Genomic DNA, 18,731 nt, shown 5'->3' with positions numbered 1-18,731 from the left:
CCTTTATTTCCTGCTCATTTTATATGTCTTATCTAAGTGAAAACAGCATCTGGCCATATGTGGGATAGCTAAGATACTTATCCGGTATGATTGCCTCGGCTGCATCAGCATACTTTCTTACTTCATCCATATCAGCAAGAACAGTCTTCTGATAGTAGTTTGCAACTTCAAGTGCATCTGTCTTTTCTTCGGCAGTCTTTGTATCCTCTGAAAGCTTGAGAAGTGCCTTGCACATCTTGCCTGAATTTTCCTCAAGTTCTCGCAGGATTCCGCTCTCAAGGAAGCACTCTGCGCCTTCAAGAACGCTCTTCTTCTGAATTATTTCCTTAGAAAGATCCTTCTCGTAAGAAATGATTCCTTCTGTAAGGTCTTTTCTGACCATTTCCTGCATTGTGAGTGACTCGATATGGATTGACTTGGAATAATTCTCAAGAAGGATCTCGTATCTTGACTCAAGTTCCTCTTTTGTAAAGATTCCATGCTTTGTAAACAGCTCAACAGAGCTATCTGAAATCCAGTAAGGCATTGCATCCGGAAGTGACTTAAGATTGGGAAGACCTCTCTTTTCTGCTTCCTTAACCCATTCATCTGTGTATCCGTTTCCGTTAAAGAGAATTCTCTTATGAGCTTCTAATTCTTCTCTTAGTACTTCGAAGATAGCGTCCTTAGAACCTGCTGCCCCTGCTTTTTCAAGCTTCTCATACAGTCTTGCTATTTCTTCTGCAACAGCGGTATTAAGCACTATATTTGCATTAGCAACTGATACGGCAGAGCCGGGCATACGGAACTCAAACTTATTACCTGTAAATGCAAAAGGTGATGTTCTGTTTCTGTCGGTGTTATCCTTTGTAAAGTGAGGAAGTACGGTTGCTCCCATAACCATCTGGACTTTGCCAAGACTCTGGTAGGTCTCTCCCTGTTCAACACTCTTTAAAAGGCCTGCAAGTTCATCTCCTACGAAAATTGAGATGATAGCCGGCGGTGCCTCATTTCCGCCAAGTCTGTGATCGTTTCCTGCAGAAGCAACAGAAAGCCTTAAAATAGGCGCATAGTCATCAACTGCTGCGATAACTGCCATGAGGAAAACAAGGAAAGGTATATTCTCTCCGGGTGTTTTGCCGGGATCAAGCAGATTGATACCTGTATCTGTGCAGATAGACCAGTTGTTGTGTTTTCCTGAACCGTTGATACCCTCAAATGGCTTCTCATGAAGAAGACATGCATAGTTATGCTTATCAGCAACCTTCTTCATGACCTCCATTGTCAGTTGGTTGTGATCTACAGCTACATTTGCTGTTTCAAATACGGGTGCCAGCTCATGCTGTGAAGGTGCAACTTCGTTGTGCTTTGTTTTAGCGGGTATTCCAAGCTTCCAGAGTTCCTCGTCAAGATCATGCATATATGCGGAAACCTTGGGCTTAATTACTCCAAAATAATGGTCCTCCATCTCCTGCCCCTTTGTCGGTGGTGCACCAATGAGTGTGCGTCCTGTAAACAGCAGGTCCTTTCTCTTTTTGTAGTAATCTTTATCTATAAGGAAATACTCCTGCTCAGATCCGATCGTGGTGTTAACTCGCTTTACATCGCTCTCTCCCAGGAGGTGGAGCATCTTAACTGCTTCCTTTGAAAGAGCCTCCATTGACCTTAAAAGTGGTGTCTTTTTGTCCAGAGCCTCTCCGCCATACGAACAGAAAGCAGTCGGAATATAAAGTGAGCCGTCCTTGATGAAAGCAGGAGATGAAGGATCCCATGCGGTATATCCTCTTGCCTCAAATGTTGCACGAAGTCCGCCTGAAGGAAAACTTGAAGCATCGGGTTCGCCCTTTACTAGTTCCTTTCCTGAAAACTCCATTATCACACCTCCGTTATCTGTGGGTGAGATAAAGCTGTCGTGCTTTTCTGCGGTAAGACCTGTCATCGGCTGGAACCAATGAGTAAAGTGTGTCGCTCCGTTTTCAACAGCCCATTCCTTCATGGTTGCAGCTACGCAGTTTGCAACATCAAGCTCTAAGTGAGTTCCCCTTTCAATTGTTTTATGTACCGCCTTATAAATATCCTTGGGTAATCTTTCTCTCATGACCTTGTCATTAAAAACAAGACATCCAAATTCTTCTGTAAGTTTGCTTGCTTCGATCATAACAATTCCTCCTGTGGTGGTTTATATTTGTAGTGCCTTACTTTCCGCTAGCACCGTAGTTTGACAAAACTCTTGCTGAAGGGTCATTGACATTACAGCCCTCCCAGTTTTTGTTTGGCATCCAGAAATCTGTAACCATCTCTGACTGCCCTTCATAATACTTTTCAAAAATATCTCTATATAAAAGCGATTCCTTGGTAAAAGGTGTTGCATGATCATACTTCTTTATGCCATTTTTATAATCGGAATCGCTGTATTTGCTTTCCGCATATTCAATAAGGTCATCGCGAAGTGAATGTCCTACCGCATCTGAAAATGCAGCTTTTTCTCTCATAAGGATTGAATGTGGTATAAATTCGTCTTTTTCAAATGCTTTTCTCAGAAGATATTTTCCTATTCCGTAGGTATTTAATTTCTTTTTGGGATCAATGCTCATTACGTAGGATGCAAAATCAAGATCTCCGAAAGGAACTCTTGCCTCAAGTGAATTTACACTTATGCATCTGTCTGCTCTTAAAACGTCATACATGTGGATCTCTCTGATTCTCTTTTTAGCCTCCTCTTGAAAATCCTCGGCGCTCGGAGCAAAATCAGTGTATTTGTATCCAAAGAGTTCATCTGATATTTCTCCGGTTAACACAACCTTGATGTCTGTATTTTCGTGGATCCATTTACACAAAAGATACATTCCTATCGATGCTCTTATTGTTGTAATGTCATAGGTTCCAAGTGCTTTTATAACCGGCTCAACAGCATCTATAACATCCTGTCTGGTGATAATGACTTCGTGGTGATTGCTGTGTATATACTCCGCAACTTCCCTTGCGTATTTAAGATCGATCGCATCAATGTCCATGCCTATAGCAAAGGTCTCGATGGGCTTATCCTGAAGACTTGCCGCTACTCCGCAGACAAGTGATGAATCAAGTCCTCCCGATAACAAAAATCCGACAGGTGCATCTGCAATAAGTCTCTTTTTTATTCCCAAAAGAAGCTTGTCATGTATCTTTGACAGCACGGTTTCAAGGCTGTCATCAGATTCTTTTTTAACCTCTGTGACATCTCTGTAGCAGATGAATTTTCCGCCCTCATAGTAATGTCCCGGAGGAAAAGGCATTATCTTATCGCAAACTCCCATAATGTTTTTGGGCTCAGATGCAAATACAATGCATCCACTCTCGTCATAGCCATAATAAAGAGGTCTTATTCCTATTGGATCTCTGGCTGCAATGAACTCATCTTTTTCTGCGTCATATATGACCATTGCAAATTCCGCATCCAGAAGTGAAAACAGTTTTGTGCCAACTCTCTCATATAAGGGAAGGATTATTTCGCAGTCGCTGTCACTATCAAACGAATAACCAAGTGAAGTAAGATACTTCTTTAGCTCATTAAATCCGTACAGCTCGCCATTACAGATGACTGCATTTCCTTTTCTCGTAAAGGGCTGCATTCCCTTGCAGTCAAGCCCCATTATCGCTAACCTGTTAAAACCAAGCCATCCGCCTTTTACCTTAAGAGTCCTCGATTTATCCGGTCCTCTTGATGCTGTTTTCAAAAGCATACTCTCAAAAAATTCTTTGCTTACTTCTTCCTTTACATATGTGAGAATTGCGCACATACTGCTTCCTCCTGAAACATATATATTTGTGATATACGGATTTTTATCCGTCTACATCCAAAAACTTCATTGCGTTTAGCATCATTCAGCATCCGCAAGAGCAAGGACACCTTCTTCACCGGTGCGGATCTTGACAACGTTATCGATGCTGTATACGAAAATCTTTCCATCTCCGATCTTGCCTGTATAAAGCGTCCTCTTAGCAGCCTCAATAACATCCTCAACCGGGATCTTGCTTACTACGACTTCAAGCTTTATCTTGGGCAAAAGTGTTACGTCCATCTCAACTCCGCGGTACTTCTGTCCGGAGCCTTTCTGAACACCGCATCCCATAACCTGTGTCACAGTCATACCTGTTACCCCCAGATCATTCATTGCCTTACGGAGCTTGTCATATCTTGAAAGCTTAGTTACGATAACAACCTTATGGATTCCTGATCCTGTATCAACAGGAGCTGTTACAACCGGAACAGATGCTCTCTTCTGGAACTCAGATGCTTCGTCATAATCGCTTACGCCAAGATCCGTATTTTCGTTCACTGTCATGTTCAGAGTATTTGAAACATCCATGATGGCAAATCCCGAATATGCTGAAGCAAGACCATGTTCTGTGGAATCAAGTCCTGTTACTTCCTCTTCTTCTGTTACCCTAAGTCCAAGTACTGCTTTGATAGCAAGGAATGTTACTGTGATCGTCACTGTTGTCCAAAGAGCTGTGGAAAGCATTCCTACCATCTGGATTCCAAGAAGCTTAAATCCACCGCCGTAGAAAAGTCCGACCATCTCGTTTCCTGCTGCATCTGCAATCGCATAACCCGGTGCTGAATTTGTAGCAAAAAGACCAACCGCGATTGTTCCCCAGATACCATTTAAGCAGTGAACTGCTACTGCACCTACGGGATCATCGATATGAAGTTTGTAATCAAGAAACCATACACCAAAGCATACAAGAAGACCGGCTACAATACCAATAACTATTGAACCAAAAGCATCTGTTACATCACAGGGAGCTGTGATAGCTACAAGTCCTGCAAGTGAAGCGTTAAGACACATTGAAACATCGGGCTTACCATATTTAAGCCATGTAAAGATCATGCAGGTAACTGTTGCAAGTGCAGGTGCTATTGTTGTTGTTACAAAAACTGAACCAAGCTGTTCTACTGATGTACAAGCTGCGCCGTTAAATCCGTACCAGCCAAGCCAGAGAATAAATACACCAAGTGCAGCAGCTACCAGATTGTGTCCGGGAAATGCATTTACCTTTATTACCTTTCCGTTTTCATCTCTCTCAAATTTGCCAATGCGGGGTCCAAGAATTGCTGCACCTATAAGTGCTGAAATACCACCAACCATGTGAATGCAGTTAGAACCTGCAAAATCATGAAATCCCATCTGAGAAAGGAATCCACCGCCCCAGGTCCAGTGAGCTTCAATAGGATATATGATTGCTGAGATAACTGCCGAGTACACACAATATGATATAAATTTTGTTCTCTCAGCCATGGAACCTGAAACAATTGTTGCTGTGGTAGCACAGAATACTAAGTTAAAAACGAAATTGGACCAGTCAAAATTTGCATAATCCGTAAAGATATCAAAACCGGGCTTTCCGATGATGCCCATCAGATCTTCTCCAAGGAAAAGACCAAATCCAATAAGGATAAATACAACAGTTCCGATACAGAAATCCATAAGGTTTTTCATTATGATATTTCCGGTATTTTTAGCTCTTGTGAAACCTGCCTCGCACATCGCAAAGCCGGCCTGCATCCAGAACACTAAAGCTGCACCTATCAAAAACCAAACTCCGAAAACACTACTGTCTATAGCAGTTAAAATCTCTTCACTCATACTTTCTCCTCCAAAAAAATGAGCGATGCAAAGGATGATCATTTTTTACATGATGCCCCTTTGCATCGCTCAACTAAAAGCCAGCTATTTTGTTTTTTATCAAATACTTTTAACCGCGGAGTTCGTATCTGACGTTTTATATCATAAGGATCCATGATATGTAGAAAAGGCGCCTTGAAGCTTTGCTTCAAGACGCCTTTGTCTTTATGAAAATGAAGTTTACACTTTGAAAAACCATTTGTCAACAACAAAAATCATATTTTCAGAAAATTCTCTCCGTAACTGCTGTCGGAAGAGAGGGCAGATCATCATTGCCATCGGCACATCTTATGACCAGCTCTATGGTTTCTCCTTTTTCGTGATAGCCCAGAAATTTAACCTTCTGGCATGAAGCATTGCCGTAGTTTCCGATAAATTCTCCATCTTTGGTAAGCTCAAATGATCTTTCCTGAACTTTGTCCCTGTTCATGTAGAAAAATACATCCCCATCTTCTTTGGGTGTTATATCAATCTCCCATTCGTCTCCGTTTTGCTCACACTTTATATCAGCATCGCAAAAGCAGTCCTTATTGCTACCGGTTACTTTTTTCCAGATTGCCTCCTGAACATCAAATGGAGATGCTTTTTCATCCACTTCCTTCTCCAGATATTCATATATCTCGTCTACGTTTTTCTCGCATATTGTATCTGCAGGAAGCACGTAGCCATTCTCAATTATATTTTTAGAATATTTCTCCTGCCCCTTAAGAGGCTCTGTATCCTCCGGCACAAGCACATACTTTATTCCCAAAAGAGCATCGGCAGTCCTGGTATTTTCCCCATCGTATTCGGTATAAATACCATTGTCATTAAAGCCCATTCTGTACAAGAGAACCCTGTCCTCTACTTTCGTAATACTGTTGTAGGTCGTTATGCTCTTGTAGCTGTAGTGCAGACTGTCATTGGGGCTTCTCTTTATAACAGACTCCACTCTGTAGCCTGATTTATCGGATATACTATCAATCGTCTCTTCGAGCATTTCATCCTTTGCCTTATAATCACTGCTTTTTTCCGCTACCGGTAAAAATACCCTGTACACCTTTACAAAGTTGGCCATCATATCGGTCATTCCAAATGTGAGCATAAGTACAAGTCCTGCCACATATATTGCCTTCTTTTTTCCGGCAAAATATAATGCGGCAAATATCATTATCCCTGAAAAAACAGCTACAAAAATATTGTAAACAAGAGCCTTTTTCCCTATAAATTCGGCACCGTTAAGCTTGCATAATATCAGGATGACAATAAGTCCAAAAATGACACCGGGCACTTCTTTTGCTTTGACTGCATCAAGATTTACAAACAGGCGAAATGCCAGATATATTACAACAAAAGAAAAGACGAAGGAATACCTGTACAGATATCCGTATGCTTCTGTAAAACCATGCATTACCTTATTAAAAGGCGCTATGCAAAACATAGATGTGATAACAGCAATAAAAGATAAATACAACAGCTTTTCTTTTTTATCTATTCTTCTGCTTGTGAAAAAAAGCACAGCCAAAACAAGGAACAAGATTCCGGAATATATGTTGGGAAGTCCTGTCATGATTTCTCCTGCATCATAGCTTAATGAAAAGAGCTTTGATGCAACAGATAATGGCGAGATGTATTTGCCTACAGCCTCAGAGGTAGGCAGGTATGAATAAAAAGCTTCTGCTATATCCTTGCTCCTTATCTTATTGCTTCCAAGAAGTGACTGTCCGACCGGAACAAGAAGCCATAAATCAATTGCGACTGCAACAAGGCTTAAATACATAAATCGTGCAAAGTCCTTTAGATTTATCTTTTTAAACAACAAAAGAAGTATTGTAAATGCCCCCAAAAGAAGCATTATCATAGCTGAAATATAATAGTTGCATACGATCATCACTGCTACTGATAACACATATAAGGGTAGCCAAGGCCTTTGCTTTTTTAGCATGCGCTCGTAAAATATAAGCACTACCGGCATCATGATCACAGCATCAAGCCACATCACATTACTTATGTTGGCAACCACCCAGCCGCTTAATGAAAATGCCATACCAAAAAAAGGAGCTGCAAGGATATTTATCTTATTAGCACTGCCGTCAGAGTTTAGCCTTGTTAACAGAAACAATGTAGAGGTAAATCCGAGAAGCATCATTTTTACCATAATAAAAAATGTTATGGCTTGAGGCATTACATGACCGGGAACAAAATTCAAAAACACAAGAAGCGGACTCGACAGATAATATGCCCAAATTCCGAGCATATCACTTCCGAGTCCGCAGTTATCCGAGTAGAAGAAGCCATCAGCACCCTTAAATACAGCTTTGTAATACATGTAAAAATCAAGATACTGCTGCTTCATGTCTTCATACAAAAAAGTATTATCCCCAAATGGTGTTATTGACATAGCTTTGCAAAGCGCAAGAAATCCAGCCATGGGAAAAAGCAGCGACAGTAAGAGCGCCACGCCTTTGTATTTTCTTATTAAACTTTTTTCATCCTCCACAACGCAAACCTCGATAAATCAAACTACATTATAGTTCGATATTAACTCTTCCATTTTTTCCCAGTCAAGTTTTTTCATAAGCTTTTTAAGTTCAGCTATGATCTTACTGCTTTCCTCAGAAAGCTTGTAATTATCAAGGTCTTCAAGCACCATCTCCATTGCATCATAGTCCATCTGAGGAATAAATTCCTTCAAAGCAGCAAATGCCTCAGAAAGATCCGCCCCTGATATCTCCGGCTTGCTGTTATCTTCCGCTTCCTGATCCTCTTTTTCCGAAAGCTTTTCAAGAATGAGCTTATAGCCTTTGAACATTGTAATGAGCTTATCGGTGTTAGCTTTTATAAAGGATATATTGCCGCTCTTTCCGGCCATCTCAAGCTCTTCTGCAAGGTGTGAGAGCTCTGCTGCCCCTATTATTCTTGCAGTACTCTTTAATGCATGTACCTTAATTGTGTAATTATCGTAGTCCTCTTTTTCAAAAGCATTACTTATTTCATCTGCTTTTTCATCAATGCTCTCATAGAACGATGTGATGAACTTTTCAAAAAACTCAGCATTTCCGCAGTACATAATTCCGTCTGCAACAGATATCCCATCGATTTCATAAAGCCATGACAAATACTCAGGAAGTACCTCTTCCTGCACCTCTGCGGCCTCTTCGCTCTCACTTATAAGATCAGATGGCAGATATCTCTTTATCATCTGTTCGAGCGCACCGCCTTCTACAGGCTTTGACAGATAATCCTGGAAGCCTGCCTTAATATAATAATCACTTCCTCCATTCATCACGTTAGCAGTCAAAGCTATGACAGGAATATCAGGATGCGTGATCCTTATCTTTTCAAGAGTCTCAATACCATCCATCTCAGGCATCATATGATCAAGCAGTATCAGATGATACTCATTTTTTGAAAGCTCCTCTAGGCATTCTCTTCCGCTTAGGGCAAGTGTAAGATTTGCCTTAGTTGCTTTAAGAAGTCCCTTAACCACCTGAAGGTTCATTTCGTTATCATCAACTACCATGATCCTTGCACAAGGAGCAACAAATCCCGGAATGTATTGTCTCTTCTCTTTATTTTCCACCTTCTCTATGAATTCTCCGATAGGCTCAGGGTCTGCTATCTTCTGCTTAATCTTAAATGAGAATGTCGATCCTTCTCCGTATATACTTTCACATGAGAGCGATCCGCCCATAAGTTCCACGAACTGCCTTGATATATCAAGTCCAAGTCCGGTACCCTTGATCGCGGTATTTTTGCCCTCATCAACTCTCTGAAAAGCTGTGAAAAGTTTGTTTATATCTTCAGGTTTAACGCCTATTCCCGTATCTTCAACGCCGTAGTAAATAACGCACTTGTCCTCGCTTTTTTCAATAACAGAAACAATAAGGGTAAAGCCGCCCTCTTTAGTATATTTGACAGCATTTGTAAGGAGATTCAAAAGAACCTCTTTAAGTTTTACACTGTCTCCGTAAAGCTTTTTGGGAAGCTGCTCATCTATTTTTGTCTTAAATACGAGATCTTTTTCATTGCTCCTTACTCTTATCATCATAGCCAGAGACTGGAAAAGATCCTGCGTGTCATACTCATTTTCTATGAGTTCCATTTTGCCAGCCTCGATCTTAGACAGATCAAGGAGGTCATTTACAAGACCAAGGAGTGTTTCCGACGCAAGCTTTATCTTATGCGCATATCCGGTAACCATATCCGCATATTCCTTCGGCACATTCTCCGTATCTTCCCTCAATATCATCTCATCCATTCCCATAATTGTATTTATGGGAGTTCTGATCTCATGGGACATATTGGCAAGGAACCTTGATTTTGCGCTGTTTGCGCGCTCAGCATCTTCTTTGGCTGCTCTGATCTGTTCATATTGTCTGCTGATGATCGTGATATGCATGATCCTCCATACCAGGAATCCTGCAATGACCATACCAAGAATACTTAGTCCCGCTCTTACAATCACATACTCATAAAAAGCCTTCTTTTTAATGATCGTAAATGAAAAATCCTTAACGGCTTCACTTCTCGGCTCTTTTATCTGCATCTTGAATTCGTAGGTGCCGCCGGGAACATTAGTATAGTCAACAGACGTGAATTCACTTCTTTTTACTACATTTTTCTTTTTATCGAACCCTTCCAGATAATAGGTTACCTGCGGATTCATGAGTGAATAAGTAAATATATATCCGCTAATGGTGATCTTTCTGACATTTGGCTCTAAATTAAAAACGCCGTCCGCGTCAGCATATATCAGTTTGCCATCGCACTCTATATATGGAACTGTAACCTTGAGTTTACTTACTTCTTCAAAAGGTTTATTTATGTTGACCCTGCATACTCCTGTAGACCCGGATATATACAGATCGCCGTTCTCTGTCAGAGCGCTGTTCGAATTCCCCGTTGTTATGCATGGAAGTCCGCTCGAAGCATCATAAAATAGAGGATCTATCGTTTTGTTATCAAGGAGCTCTTGTTTTCCCGCAACATAGATTCCGTTACTGCTAAGGATCCACATGTTGTCGGAGTCATCCTCATATATATCAAAGTTATTTGAGTACGGAAATTGTTTGATGGTTGTTATATTGTAATCTGCATCCATATATGCAAGAGAATTACTTGTAACAATCCAGTATATATCCTTTTCCGTATCCTTTTTGATACGCATTATAACTTCGGAGGCAAGTCCGTCTTCTATCCCAAGGTGCCTTACACCCTCATCGTTTATTACAAAGATTCCTCCGCCGTCACTTCCAACCAACATATCGCCGTTTTCGGCTTCTATTCCTGTAAGAAGTTCAGTATTCTCTATACCATCCGCTTCGTTGTATACTCTCTCAACCTTGCGTCCGTCCAGAATGGCCAGACCACCTGTACAGACTACCATTATCTTTCCGTCTTTTCTTTCATATACGACCTTTATTCTGTCGCTGGGTAGTCCGTCCGTAGGTCTGTAGCATATAGCAGTTCCGTTTTTATAGCATATAAGAGCATCGTTGCCGTAGGTAGAAAACCAAAGCCTCTCTTTGCTGTCTTCCACAATAGATTTAACCGTCGTTGTCTTTAAAAAGCTGATGAGATCTCTTGATGGAACAGGTGCACCATTTGCATATATAAAATGTCTTATGGGGAATGAATCCATCACTCTGCCATTTCCGATAACGGTAAGTCCTTCATTTTTACTTCCGATAAAGAGCATGCTTTTATGAACGCAGGTAGTATTGACTACAGTTTCCGGGAGTCCATATTGATGTGTGATATCCGCAAACTGATTCGGAACAATTTTCATTACTCCGCGTTTTGATGAAGCAACCCACAGATTTCCCTGATAATCTGTCATTATGTCTTCCACTGAATTATCGATTGGAAGATTTGAAAGATTATAGAATCTTCCGTCCTTCAATATTCCAAGTCCGTTATCCGCACATACCCACTGCTCTGTTCCTATTTCTTTTATTACATTTACATATTCAAGGGGAGCTGTGGAATACATGGTTTTTATAGAAAAGTTTTTGCCATCAAAGCTTCCGTAATATATTTCAGATTTTTTTGTTCCAAAATAGAGGTAGCCCGGGTTAGAAGCATCAGGACTTATGGAATAGATATCCTCTATGCCAACATCTTTTGCAGTATAATATCCGATCAGTTTGCCGTTGTTTAATACAAATACAGCTCCGCTCTTTGTAATTCCGTAAACATTACCGTTCTCTGCTACAACGAGTTTTCTTATCGGCTCTTTACTTAAATTATCATCTGTAACATGTAATACTTCATTATCCGGAGAAACAATGGTAATACCATTTGTTGTCCCCAGGTACATATATCCATCGGGATCTTCTATAATTGAGCGAACTGAAGAAGATGTAAGACCGTCTGCCTTGGTGATTTTTTCAATCTTACCCTTGGACATTATGACTACACCGCTGTCGTTAGTTCCTATCCATAATCTTTGTTTTGAATCAACGCAGAGACTTACTACGCTGGCGATTCCTGAAGTGGAATCAAGTCTGAGAAAAGTATTGCCGTCATATCTTACAAGGCCACTATATCCGCCAATCCAAATAAAGCCATCTTCCGTTTCAGCTATAGCATTTGCTTCAGACGTCGGAAGGCCATTTGTATTATCATATAAAACTGCGGAGAAACCATCGCCCTTTCCTATTATGTTAACATGGTTTTCTTCATCCGCATAACTTGTAAATGAGCAGCCTGTAAAAAAAACGAGTAAGGCAAATCCGACTGCGATCTGCCTTATAATGCTCTTACCTGCGAACACTGTCTAATCTCCCTAGTAAGGTTAAAGAATCAAGAACGCATAAGAAAGAATTCATCTACTTTTGCAACAAGATGTTCTCTCGTTATCGTTTTTAAAAGATAGCCTTCAGGCTTAAGTCCGACAACATCCATAACGCTTGTCTTATCACTTTTTCCTGTGAGGAACATAACCGGAATATCTTTGGTCTCTTCATCATTTCTTAGCATTTCCAAGACCTGCGGACCGTTAGTCACAGGCATCTCATAGTCAAGAAGGATGAGATCGACTTTATTTTTTCCAAGCCATTTAATAGCCTGAAGTCCGGAAGCTGCCATAGCAACTTTATATGTGTCCTTAAGCCATCCTCTGACAAGTCCCACATAGGAAGGGTCGTCGTCAACTATAAGAATGCTCTTCTTGAATTCTCCAAGTGCCTTCTTGTCAAAAAATTCCAAGACTGCTGAAATATATGCATCATTGTCAAGTGGTCTAGGGAAAACTCTGTATATCAGACCAAGAGGGATCATATCAGTAACATGTTTGGTATCTGCAGGGTCACCGATAAGGATCATATGATTATCACCATCGCGAAGCTTATCAAGCAAATACATCTTTATATCTTCGTCCAATGCTTCACCTGTCTCCATGTAATAAGTCAGGAGCGTGGTTGCATCCCAGGAATTGTTGATTTCGTCAATATCTGCAGGAACGAATGAAGCCTCAAGTCCTGAATCCTGTATTTTTTTCACTAAAACCCTGATGAAGAAGGACTCCTTTCCTCCTACGACGATTACTTTGTTAGTAACCATAAACGTTCCCTCCGAAAAAGAAATTTTTGCATAGAATAAAAAACGAAGTCATATATTATTTTACCATAGTTTCGGTACTTTAAGTTAAAATACTTTCCTATACAGATAGTACTCAAACATGTAGTCTCCCCATCCGTATTTCTCCTGATCGATCAGCTCATAATGATCATCGATATTATCAGGAATATGGTCTCTTACAAGTACATAATCCACAAGGCCTTCACGGATATATCTTGCCTGCTCCTTATAAGGATTGTTGGCATCATCTTCTATATCCAGAGTCTGTGTCTGAAACCACCTGCAATTAGGCACGATATCACATAGTGTATAAAGTCCTGCATCCAGACATCCCACGTTTAAAAGCGTAGGATTTTCGGTAGTATTTACCTCATCCCTGAATCTGTACAGGAACAAATCTCTACTCTCCTCCATAAAAGGAACATTCATTGAAGAAAATCTTATAAAGATCATGGAAAGGATAAGTGTTATCGCCCAGGCATAAAATCCCGGTCTTACGTCCTTTAATATCTTTTCCAGAATCTGTGCAAGAAAGGCCATTCCAAAAACCGCAAACATAGATAACGGAATGGAATAATAGGGAAGATTTCTGCCACCTACAAATATACCAAGGTACAAAAATCCAAACAGGATGACATAGCTGATCCTTGTAAATATCTTCCTTTTTCCCTTAAGCAGAGTATAGATAAAGCCTGCAATTGCAAAAGAGAAATAACCTATATTGTCCTGAATGAGGATGTATAACAGCTTTGCAAGATCATAGCATTTACTGAAAATCGTAGTAGTTTCCCCGGCACCTGTAGTAGGATACACGAAGACGTTCACATATACATATCCCCAATACCATTCGTACAAACCGTTATTTACCCCAAAGTAAATGATCCATGGTATAAACGGAATAAACATTCCAAGCAAAAATACAAGGCATGCCTTTATTCCGCCTGCAAGATCCTTGTGCACCAGATAAGCAAAAAACACAAGCATCATCCATGCAAAGTAAAAACCAAGGCCTGTAAATTTGGTATTTGCAACTATTCCGGCAAGAATACCACCTGCAAATACTGTTCTAAGCGGCATCACCTTTTTGGAATAATCACTTTCAAAATATCTTGCAAACAGATACAGCCCTATCACCATAAAGGGCAGATATATTTCCTCTGCTGCGCCGCCCCACCAAAAGCTCCTTGATGAGACGATCACTGCGTAGGTTAAAGGGGCAACTACTGTCGAGAACTTATCCCCGGCAAATAGTCTTATTGTTTTGTAGAAAAACAAGACATCTATAAAGCCAAGCACAACCTCCAAAAGATATACTCCCAGAAAGGTTGTATGGGAACAAAGGTATGCTAATCCATATAGAAAATACAGATACATCCCCTTTTGATCAAAGACATCTCTATATAGCATTTTGCCGTTAAAGAGCGCTTTCCCCATTGTAAAATAGCTGTTTGCATCATCCCAGTTGTTGAAGGTGTACAGAAATGATGATCTGGATGCAAGCATTAAAAACAGCGCTACCGATACTGCAAAATACAAATATTTTATGATGCTATTACTTTTATTATTCGTCAAGCTTAACCTCTGCCATTACGTATAGTCTGGTGTCATTTGTCCTGAACATTCTGGTATCCTCTCCGTATCCGGTTCCGCCATAATCAGGGCCAAGCCTTACACCGCAGCCGTTAAGTATACTACCGGAGGTCGTAACTTCTTCCTTCTCGCTCTTCATCTTGTAAAATCTTGCGAGCATTCCGTGTACGATGCCGTTCTGTTTTACATGAATGGGAGCAATGGTATTTATCAGGCTGCCAAATTCTTTTATATTGATCTTAAGCTGTCTGTTTGTGACTGTATATACGCGGTCAGGGTCAAGGCCTTTGGTTCTAAGACACAGATAGTCATTATTTGGTCTGGACTCCTTCTGATATACAAGAGCCACTGCCAAAGACTTGCTGGGATCAACACACATGAATCTGTATGGGCTAAGTCTATAGTGTACACCAAACTGGAACACACGTCTCCATGCTTTATAAAATTCTACCTGATCTGCAATCTGTTTTTTCTGCTCATCGCTAAGTTCAGTGATATTAAGCTCATATCCAAAGCATCCGAATGCCGCAACCGAAAATCTTGTTTCAAGAGGCACTCTGTTAAGTGTCTGATGATTGGGAACTGCGGATACATGCGCTCCGATGGTATTTACCGGATAACCATAACTGTAACCTCTCTGGATATCCATCCTGCATACTGCATCAGTATCATCACTTGCCCATATCTGAGGGAAATAGCTCAAAATACCAAGGTCGAACCTGTTTCCTCCTGAAGAGCAGCCTTCGAACAATATCTTAGGGAACTTCTTTGTAAGCTCGCCCATGATCCTGTAAAGACCTATATAATATCTGTGTGTAAACTCCTTCATTCGCTCAGCGGGAAGCTCAAGCGAAAATCTGTCTGAAAAGATTCTGTTCATATCCCACTTTATGTATGAGATATTTGCAGATGAAAATACATCAGACATTGTCTGAATTATATAGTCCTGGACATCCTTCCTTGTAAGATCAAGGATCATCTGATTTCTTCCAAGTGAATGATGATGACCCGGTACGCAGACCGCCCACTCAGGATGCTTTCTGTACAGATCTGAGTCCTCATTTACCATTTCCGGCTCAACCCAAAGTCCAAAGCTCATTCCCAGATCATTGATTTTGGACGCAAGACCTTTAAGGCCTCCGGGAAGCTTCTTGGTATTAACAAACCAGTCACCAAGTCCTGCTCTGTCATCATTTCTTTTTCCAAACCATCCATCGTCAAGTACGAACAGCTCTATTCCAAGCTTTGCAGATTCCTTTGCAAGGCGAAGGATCTTAGCTTCATCAAAATCAAAATATGTTGCTTCCCAATTGTTTATAAGGATCGGGCGCTCTTTATCTCTCCACTCACCTCTTACGATATGCTTTCTGACAAAAGCATGCATGCTTCTGCTCATACCGTTAAAGCCATTGTGTGAATATGTCATTACAGCTTCAGGTGCTTCAAATTTTTCGCCTTTTTCCAGAGTCCAGGCAAAACCTGTAGGCTGTATACCACTTACAAATCTGCTAAGGTAGGTTCCGTTTGAAGAAAGTGATGAATAATGATTGCCACTGTAGACCAGGTTAAATCCAAATACTTCGCCATAATCCTCTGTAGCATCAGGCATACTGAGCATTGTAAAGGGATTACTTCTGCTTCCGGACTCTCCGGCAGCAAGCTCTTCGCATACCACTTTACCGGCATTGCACAGACTCTTTGTCATTCCCATTTCATCAGCCCATCTGCCGTGGAATGAAGTCATCTGCATTCCTGTTGTCTGGAAATCTATCTGGTTACTGAGAAGCCTCTCAACAACCACCTTATCTTCACTGTCGTTATATATAACAGCACTTCTTGTTATGGTGTCGCACTCAGGAAATACTTTGTATATCATCTCAAGGCGAAGATCATATGCCTTATCAACCATTGTTATAACAAGCTGCTGTGCCTTATCAACCGCAAGATCCTTATCCTTGGCCTCTCCGTTTTCAAGAGGAACTGTAACTTTTCCATCAATATCAAAGCCAACGCTGTCATCATTATAGGATCCCGGCAAAGTTTCGGGACATGAAAGTTCATCTGTTATCACTGCTTCTTTAAAAAGAAAATCACAGGTTTCAGAGCCATCAGCATGAGTGATCTCGATATAAGGTTCTCTGATATCACCCTTACCAAAAGATGACATTTCAAGAGGCATCACTTCAAGACATAAAGGACCGCTCTCCTTAGAATAAGCAATCATATTGCCGCCCTCATGTCTGTGTTTTATGCCCACAGCCTCAGCCATTCTGGCTAGAATTGATGTATCTTCCTTAGGGCCGCGGAGCAATTCCTTATACTGACCTTTTGAAAGAAGTGACTCCCCATAATGAATATGTTCAATATGACCTGTAGGCAAAACCTGCATAAAATAACTGCAACTTCTTGTCTGTAATAAAAATATGTTTTTGTTTCTGACTATCATTGTTTCCTCCCAATCACGCAGCTATACCCGGTATGTATTTAAGCGCAAATTCCTCTCATAAGAATGTCTACCATAACCTGCAGAGAATCCCCATAGGACGGTGACCCATCGCTTCCTGTCTCTCCAAGGAACTTCTCGATAGAAGCTTCTGTCATTGCCTTAATGACCGGAATGGATACAGGTCTTACAACGCCCTCCTTCATTCCTCTTTCAATAAGGTCGATGGTGTCTTCCCAGTCATTCTCTATACGATTTTGTACCTTCTGATATATCTGAGGGTATTTGTCCTTCATTACAAATACTTTTCTAAAATCAACATCCCTGTATTTATCAGGCATGCAGATCATTATTTTCTCTATCTTTTCAACTGTTGATAATGAGTTGTCGTTTAATATCTCAGCTTCCTTTTCTTTAATAGAATCAAAGCAGTAATCTACAAGTGCGTCGAATATCTCTTCCTTATCATTGAATTCCTTATAGATAGTTTTCTTGCTCATATGAAGATCGGATGCCACATCATCCATTGTAAACTTGGCGCCTTTCTTCTTAAACTCTGTGAGAACAGCTTCCAGTATTTTTACTTTTGTTTCGTTCATCTGTCTACCTTTCCTTGTATTTATATTTTTTTATTTGCTAAGAAAAAATCACTTATCGATTTAAGCAGTTCTTCTTTTTTCATACTCTTCAAAAGATATCCGTTGGGCTTTAGAGAGACCACCTTCATGACGGACTCCTTATCACCCTTTCCCGTAAGGAAAATAACAGGCACATCCTGCGTTCCGGATTCGCTTCGTATCATCTCAAGAACCTGCGGTCCGGTCGTTACCGGCATCTCATAGTCAAGAAGGATCAGATCCGGTCTGTTGTTTGCAAGATATGTAATAGCCTGCATTCCGGAATTTACTATTGTTACCCTGTACTCCTCTTCAAGCCAGGTTTTAACAAGCTTAAGGAATGTGGGATCGTCATCAACAAGCAGTATGTTTTTCCTCCTGCTCATCTCATCATTCATGGCAAGAAGTTCCCTCATCCTGTCGACAACCTTCTTTATATCAAGTGGTCTGGGAAATCTTTCGGCAATAATGTCAGCCGGAATCCGCTTAAGGACAACGTCATATTCGGACGCATCTCCTATCATGCAAAGAATTTTTTCTTTTTCTATGCACATATCCTTTAGATAGACCAGAACATCCTTTATATCTTCCACATAGGTTCCGAGATAAAAAAGGAAAATGTCAGGACCTGATTTGTACTTCTCAAGATCGTTGATCCTGGGTTCACATTGCACAATGTTTATCCCGCCATCTGTCAGGTTCTTGGATAAAGCATCCACCATGAAAGTCGAGCCACTGCTTATAAGCAAAATTTTGTTGTCCATATTCCCCTCTTTCTTAGTTGTTGGGAACTATCAACTTCCTTATAGTTTCCATTATATACATAATACTACCATATATAAAAGGTTCTTACAAAAAAATCCCGGATTC

The 18,731-nt window shown here is 40.6% G+C and carries 10 protein-coding genes; all 10 read right to left on the bottom strand.

The features are described 5' to 3' along the window. Positions 1–28: 28 nt before the first annotated feature. Positions 29–2,137 carry a glutamine synthetase III family protein gene (locus tag T543_RS12150; RefSeq protein ID WP_035768869.1) on the bottom strand — a complete coding sequence of 703 codons (2,109 nt, stop codon included), beginning with the start codon at positions 2,135–2,137 and terminating at the stop codon, positions 29–31. Positions 2,138–2,174: 37 nt separating this feature from the next. After that, entirely contained in the window at positions 2,175–3,758 is a 1,584-nt protein-coding gene (gene asnB, locus T543_RS12145; RefSeq protein ID WP_035768868.1) for an asparagine synthase B, read from the bottom strand. An 81-nt stretch (positions 3,759–3,839) separates the two neighbouring features. Next, positions 3,840–5,609, bottom strand: coding sequence for an ammonium transporter (locus tag T543_RS12140; protein WP_035768866.1), 1,770 nt, complete (start codon positions 5,607–5,609; stop codon positions 3,840–3,842). A gap of 262 nt (positions 5,610–5,871) precedes the next feature. Then, positions 5,872–8,127: a YfhO family protein gene (locus T543_RS12135; RefSeq protein ID WP_035768865.1), complete on the bottom strand. Its 2,256-nt coding sequence runs from the start codon at positions 8,125–8,127 to the stop codon at positions 5,872–5,874. An 18-nt stretch (positions 8,128–8,145) separates the two neighbouring features. Then, positions 8,146–12,405 (bottom strand): hybrid sensor histidine kinase/response regulator, encoded by a 4,260-nt coding sequence (locus T543_RS12130; RefSeq protein WP_051638760.1) that lies wholly within the window; start codon positions 12,403–12,405, stop codon positions 8,146–8,148. A 29-nt stretch (positions 12,406–12,434) separates the two neighbouring features. Then, the gene (locus T543_RS12125) at positions 12,435–13,193 is read right to left on the bottom strand and encodes a response regulator (protein ID WP_035768863.1); all 759 of its coding nucleotides are present in this window, start codon (positions 13,191–13,193) and stop codon (positions 12,435–12,437) included. Between the two features lie 84 nt (positions 13,194–13,277). Continuing rightward, on the bottom strand, positions 13,278–14,783 hold the full coding sequence (locus T543_RS12120; RefSeq protein WP_035768861.1) for a hypothetical protein: 1,506 nt from the start codon (positions 14,781–14,783) through the stop codon (positions 13,278–13,280). Then, positions 14,773–17,247, bottom strand: a complete 2,475-nt coding sequence (locus tag T543_RS12115; RefSeq protein ID WP_035768858.1) for an alpha-galactosidase — start codon at positions 17,245–17,247, stop codon at positions 14,773–14,775. The genes T543_RS12120 and T543_RS12115 overlap by 11 nt, the downstream gene beginning before the upstream one ends. A 38-nt stretch (positions 17,248–17,285) precedes the next feature. Continuing rightward, complete coding sequence (locus tag T543_RS12110) at positions 17,286–17,843, bottom strand: TetR/AcrR family transcriptional regulator (RefSeq protein WP_035768856.1); 558 nt, start codon at positions 17,841–17,843, stop codon at positions 17,286–17,288. Between the two features lie 20 nt (positions 17,844–17,863). Beyond that, positions 17,864–18,625, bottom strand: a complete 762-nt coding sequence (locus tag T543_RS12105; protein WP_035768854.1) for a response regulator — start codon at positions 18,623–18,625, stop codon at positions 17,864–17,866. Positions 18,626–18,731: the final 106 nt, after the last annotated feature.

This window comes from Butyrivibrio sp. NC2002 (assembly GCF_000702265.1).
Lineage (GTDB): Bacteria > Bacillota > Clostridia > Lachnospirales > Lachnospiraceae > Butyrivibrio.
The sequence above is the reverse complement of the archived record's forward strand: the minus strand, read 5'-3'. Positions and strand labels throughout refer to the sequence as shown.

Coding starts and splice junctions, on each gene's coding strand:
- T543_RS12150 (WP_035768869.1), bottom strand. CDS start 2,137: ATGATCGAAGCAAGCAAACTTACAGAAGAATTTGGATGTCTTGTTTTT.
- asnB (WP_035768868.1), bottom strand. CDS start 3,758: ATGTGCGCAATTCTCACATATGTAAAGGAAGAAGTAAGCAAAGAATTT.
- T543_RS12140 (WP_035768866.1), bottom strand. CDS start 5,609: ATGAGTGAAGAGATTTTAACTGCTATAGACAGTAGTGTTTTCGGAGTT.
- T543_RS12125 (WP_035768863.1), bottom strand. CDS start 13,193: ATGGTTACTAACAAAGTAATCGTCGTAGGAGGAAAGGAGTCCTTCTTC.
- T543_RS12115 (WP_035768858.1), bottom strand. CDS start 17,247: ATGATAGTCAGAAACAAAAACATATTTTTATTACAGACAAGAAGTTGC.
- T543_RS12110 (WP_035768856.1), bottom strand. CDS start 17,843: ATGAACGAAACAAAAGTAAAAATACTGGAAGCTGTTCTCACAGAGTTT.
- T543_RS12105 (WP_035768854.1), bottom strand. CDS start 18,625: ATGGACAACAAAATTTTGCTTATAAGCAGTGGCTCGACTTTCATGGTG.